The sequence below is a fragment of the Salinivibrio sp. IB282 genome (assembly GCF_001995685.1).
GTDB lineage: Bacteria > Pseudomonadota > Gammaproteobacteria > Enterobacterales > Vibrionaceae > Salinivibrio > Salinivibrio kushneri.
Window position 1 is genome coordinate 1 of sequence record NZ_MUET01000111.1, and the last position, 4,608, is coordinate 4,608.

General features: G+C 50.8%; 3 protein-coding genes. All 3 read left to right on the forward strand.

Annotated features, from left to right (window positions below):
* Positions 1-267 precede the first annotated feature (267 nt).
* Positions 268-1,611: an MBL fold metallo-hydrolase RNA specificity domain-containing protein gene (locus BZG14_RS14600; RefSeq protein WP_077609079.1), complete on the forward strand. Its 1,344-nt coding sequence runs from the start codon at positions 268-270 to the stop codon at positions 1,609-1,611.
* 387 nt (positions 1,612-1,998) lie between these two features.
* Complete coding sequence (gene cysD, locus BZG14_RS14605; protein ID WP_077609080.1) at positions 1,999-2,913, forward strand: sulfate adenylyltransferase subunit CysD; 915 nt, start codon at positions 1,999-2,001, stop codon at positions 2,911-2,913.
* A gap of 12 nt (positions 2,914-2,925) precedes the next feature.
* The coding region (locus BZG14_RS14610; RefSeq protein ID WP_077609081.1) for an SLC13 family permease at positions 2,926-4,608 on the forward strand (1,683 nt) is incomplete at its 3' end.

The following is a 4,608-nucleotide window of genomic DNA, read 5'->3' on the forward strand; positions in this document are numbered from 1 at the left end:
TCAGGTGTTAGCGAAACGGCATGCCGTCTATCAGCAGGCAAAAGCCAAGCATCCTGAGCGTTGGGCTAAAGAAACGCGTGACTGGACACCTGTTAGTTCAGTAACACTCAATCCAAGCAGCTCAGAAGACAATCAACGAGGCGGTCAAAAAAGTGCCGCTTAATTAGAAAATCTGGTCAACTACCTTGAAATCTACCGCTAGTCTCTAGTCTCTAGTCTCTTCCCTATTTTCAATCTTTAGCCTCTTCCCCCACCAAGGACGTTATTATGCCCAACACCTCAATAAACAATGAAACCCTCACCGTCACTCACCACGGTGGCTATCAAACCGTGACCGGCTCTTGTCACCAGGTGGATATAAAACGCAGTGGCTTACGCTTGCTGGTTGACTGCGGCCAATACCAAGGCGATGAAGCGCGGGAGGCGAGGGTGAACCTCAACGGCAAACGCATTGATGCGCTGATCCTCACTCACGCCCATATCGATCACTGTGGTTTGCTGCCTTGGCTACTGGCGGCGGGCTTTAACGGTCCCATTTATTGCACCGAGGCCACCGCTGCCTTGGTGCCGCTATTGATTGACGACACCTTAAAGTTGCAACTCAACATGAATTATGGTCATCGTCAGCAGGTGCTCGAGCGCATTTGCCAATTAACCGTGACCTTACCTTACAACAGCTGGCATCGGCTAAAGCCCAAGCAAAAAGGGCAGCCAGCAACCTATTTGCGCTTGCAACCGGCCGGGCATATTTTGGGCTCGGCCTATGTTGAATTAAAACTGCCCGACGAGCAGCGCGTAGTGTTCTCCGGTGATTTAGGCCCAAGTAACACGCCACTGCTACCTGATCCAATACCGCCAAGCCGTGCCGATATTTTGTTTTTAGAATCCACCTACGGCGATAAAACCCATGAATCCGTCGCCACCCGTGCCCAGCGGCTCGAGGCGATTATTCAGCGATCACTAGAAGACGGTGGCGCAATATTGATCCCCGCATTCAGTGTCGGCCGCACCCAAGAGCTGTTGTTTGATATCGAGCAGCTTATCCACCAAAAGCAGCTTGACGATGCGCTCCCTATCATTCTTGACTCTCCCATGGCGCAAAAGGTGACGCGTCACTATCGCCAGTTTAAAAAGCTATGGAGCAAAGAGGCCAAAACCAAGCTTAATCAACACCGCCACCCGTTAGCCTTTGAGCAATGCATCACCATTGATGAACACAGCCAACACATGGCGCTGGTGAACCGCCTCAAACAAAGCGGCGAGCCGGCCATTGTGGTCGCCGCTTCCGGCATGTGCCAAGGCGGACGGATTATGAATTATCTTGCCGCCTTGCTGGAAGACAAACGCACCGATGTGATTTTTGCCGGCTACCAAGCTCAACACACCCTTGGCCGCGATATTCAGCAAGGTAACCCACAGGTGTGGATAGACAACACGCCAGTCACGGTCAACGCGCAAATCCACACAATCTCTGGTTACTCCGCCCACGCCGATCAAAACGACTTGGTTAAATTTGTACAAGGCATCCAACCGTCGCCAAAACAAATCCACTTGATTCACGGCGAACCAGATAGTCAGCGGGAACTAGCTGCTCTTCTCGGTAATCCGTAAGCGCCCCGATGCTGCCTTTCCTAGTCCCTAATCTCTAGTCTCTAGTCTCTAGTCTCTAGTCTCTAGTCTCTAGTCTCTAGTTTCTAGTTTCTAGTTTCTAGTTTCTAGTTTCTAGAAGCGAAGCGTCTCGTCTCTTTCCGTATTCCGCCTAAAAACCCATCACACAGTCTGCGTAATGTCGACTTTTTGGCGCTAGGCCTTTTGCCTACAAAAATTAGCAGGTAAACTCATAGCCCATTAAAATTTACCGGCTGTGCGTCGTGCGCGGCCAGATACAATCTAGCTATGCGCACAGGGGGAGCGACACCTCATGGCGGTAGCGTGGGTAAAAACTGTATAAAAATTGTTCGTTGGGACAATGGCATCACATAGGGTTAAGGAAACACCATGTCTGTATCACCAGAAAAAATGACGCATCTTAAACAGCTTGAAGCCGAGGCTATTCATATCATGCGTGAAGTGGCGGCGGAGTTTGATAACCCAGTGATGCTTTATTCCGTGGGTAAGGATTCTTCCGTGATGCTGCATTTGGCGAAAAAAGCCTTTGCGCCGGGGGTACCCCCGTTTCCTTTAATGCATGTAGATACCACTTGGAAATTCCAAGAGATGTATCAGTTTCGCGATAAAATGGCTGAGCAAGCGGGCATGAAGTTGATTGTGCACCAAAACCCAGAAGGGCTGGCGATGAACATCAGCCCGTTCACACATGGCAGTTCAGTGCACACCGATATCATGAAAACCCAAGGGTTAAAGCAGGCGTTAGATAAATACGGTTTTGATGCGGCGTTTGGTGGCGCTCGCCGTGATGAAGAAAAGTCACGCGCCAAAGAGCGTGTGTATTCCTTCCGTGATGAGCATCACCGCTGGGACCCAAAAAATCAGCGCCCCGAGCTTTGGCATATTTATAATGGCAAAGTGAAAAAGGGCGAGAGCATCCGAGTCTTCCCGCTATCAAATTGGACGGAGCTTGATATCTGGCAATATATCTACCTAGAAAATATCGAGATCCCAGGTTTGTATTTGTCCAAGCCGCGCCCGGTGGTCGAGCGAGACGGCACTTTGATTATGGTCGACGATGAGCGGATGCCGTTAGCAGAGGGCGAAGTGCCAGAGCACAAAATGGTACGCTTTAGAACACTAGGTTGCTACCCATTAACAGGTGCCGTGGAATCAGAAGCGACCACCTTGACCGAAGTGATTCAAGAAATGCTGCTTACTACCACGTCTGAGCGTCAAGGGCGGACGATTGACCATGACAGCGCCGGCTCGATGGAGAAAAAGAAGCGCGAAGGCTACTTCTAGAGAGTTCGGCCAATGTTTTTCACAGCCACCGTGTTGGTGGGGCTGATTACGGCGCTGGTGGCCACCAAGCAACGTGCGAGCCATATTTTTGTCGCCGCAACCGCTTTGTTGTTAGTCGGTGGTGAGCTAGATACCCAAACGGTACTGAGCCATGTCACCAACTCGGGCATTGTCACCCTGGTTTTATTGTTACTAGCGGCAATCGTATTAGAACGCACCGCGTTGCTAAGTTTTTTGGCAAAACATATTGCTCATAGCAAGTATTTGCCGAACTTACTAAAAATGGGCGCGTTAAGCGCGATTGCCTCGTCCATGCTTAATAATACAGCTGTAGTGGCCACCATGATGCGGGCGGTGATGAAGTCGCAACTGCATGCCCCGCAGCGTTTATTGATCCCGTTGTCGTATTTTTCCATTTTAGGCGGCACCTTAACCTTGATAGGCACCAGTACTAACTTGGTGGTTAGCGGCTTAGTCGCTGCGCAAGGTGGCCCGAACATTGCGGTATTTGACTTTTTACCGATTGGCGCGGCACTTGTTGTGGGCTGTGGTGCGGTCGTGGTCGTAGTGAGCCGTTGGTTGCCACAACACACCACCGCCGAGTCACTCGAGAGCCAATATTTTATTGAGGCCGCTGTGGCGCCCAGCAGCCCGCTGGTTGGTAAAACCGTGATCAAAAACGGCTTGCGCGCGCTTGATGGCTTGTTTCTCGCGGAAATAGTGAGAGGGGATAGCTTAATTTCCCCAGTTAAACCTGACGATGTTATCCAAGCCAACGATAAATTGCTATTCAGTGGCGATGTACGGCGCGTCCATCAAATTACCGCGTTGCCGGGGTTGCACACCTTTAACAAGGGCGACTTACCCGCTACAAATTTGCGGGAAGTCTTGGTCAGCCCGGAATCAATATTAATCGGTAAAACACTTAAGCAAGTGGGGTTTCGTGCCCGGTTTGATGCGGCAGTGATTGGCTTATCACGAGAAGGGAAAACCGTCAGCGGTAAGTTGGGGAATAACCCGATCCAAAGTGGCGACAAACTGATGCTGGCAGTCGGGCCAGACTTTGAGCGGCGACAGAATATCAGCCGCAACTTCTTTTTGTTGTCAGACTACAAAACGTTTCAGCCGCTTTCTGTGGTGCAAAACACAGCCGCCATCGCGGGTTTTCTCGCGGCAATTGCGGCAGGTGCGTTGGGCATCATAAGCCTGATAGAAAGCCTGACGTTATACCTGGTGCTGATGGTAGGGAGCAAGGTTGCCGATAGCAGTCAGTTACGTCGACGCTTTCCGTTTGAGCTATTAACGATTTTAGTTTGTGCCTTATCGCTGGCTTCTGCGGTGCAAAGCAGTGGTTTAGCTACGTCGGTCACCCAGGTCTTTTTAGCTCAGATAAATGGGCTACCCACAGTATACGTGCTATTTGGCTTAATACTGTTAACGGTACTGCTCACCGAGACCATGACCAACACCGCCGCGGCCGCTTTGATGGTGCCTATTGCGCTCAGTATTGCCGATGGGTTGCAACTGAATGCCATGCCTTGGGTGATGGCGGTTGCGTATGGCGCGAGTGCGTGTTTTATCAGCCCCTTTGGCTATCAAACCAACTTAATGGTAATGAGCGCGGGAGAGTATCGACCCGCCGACTTTATCCGTGTGGGTTGGCCGGTTACGCTTGTGTATATCGCGATCGTAACC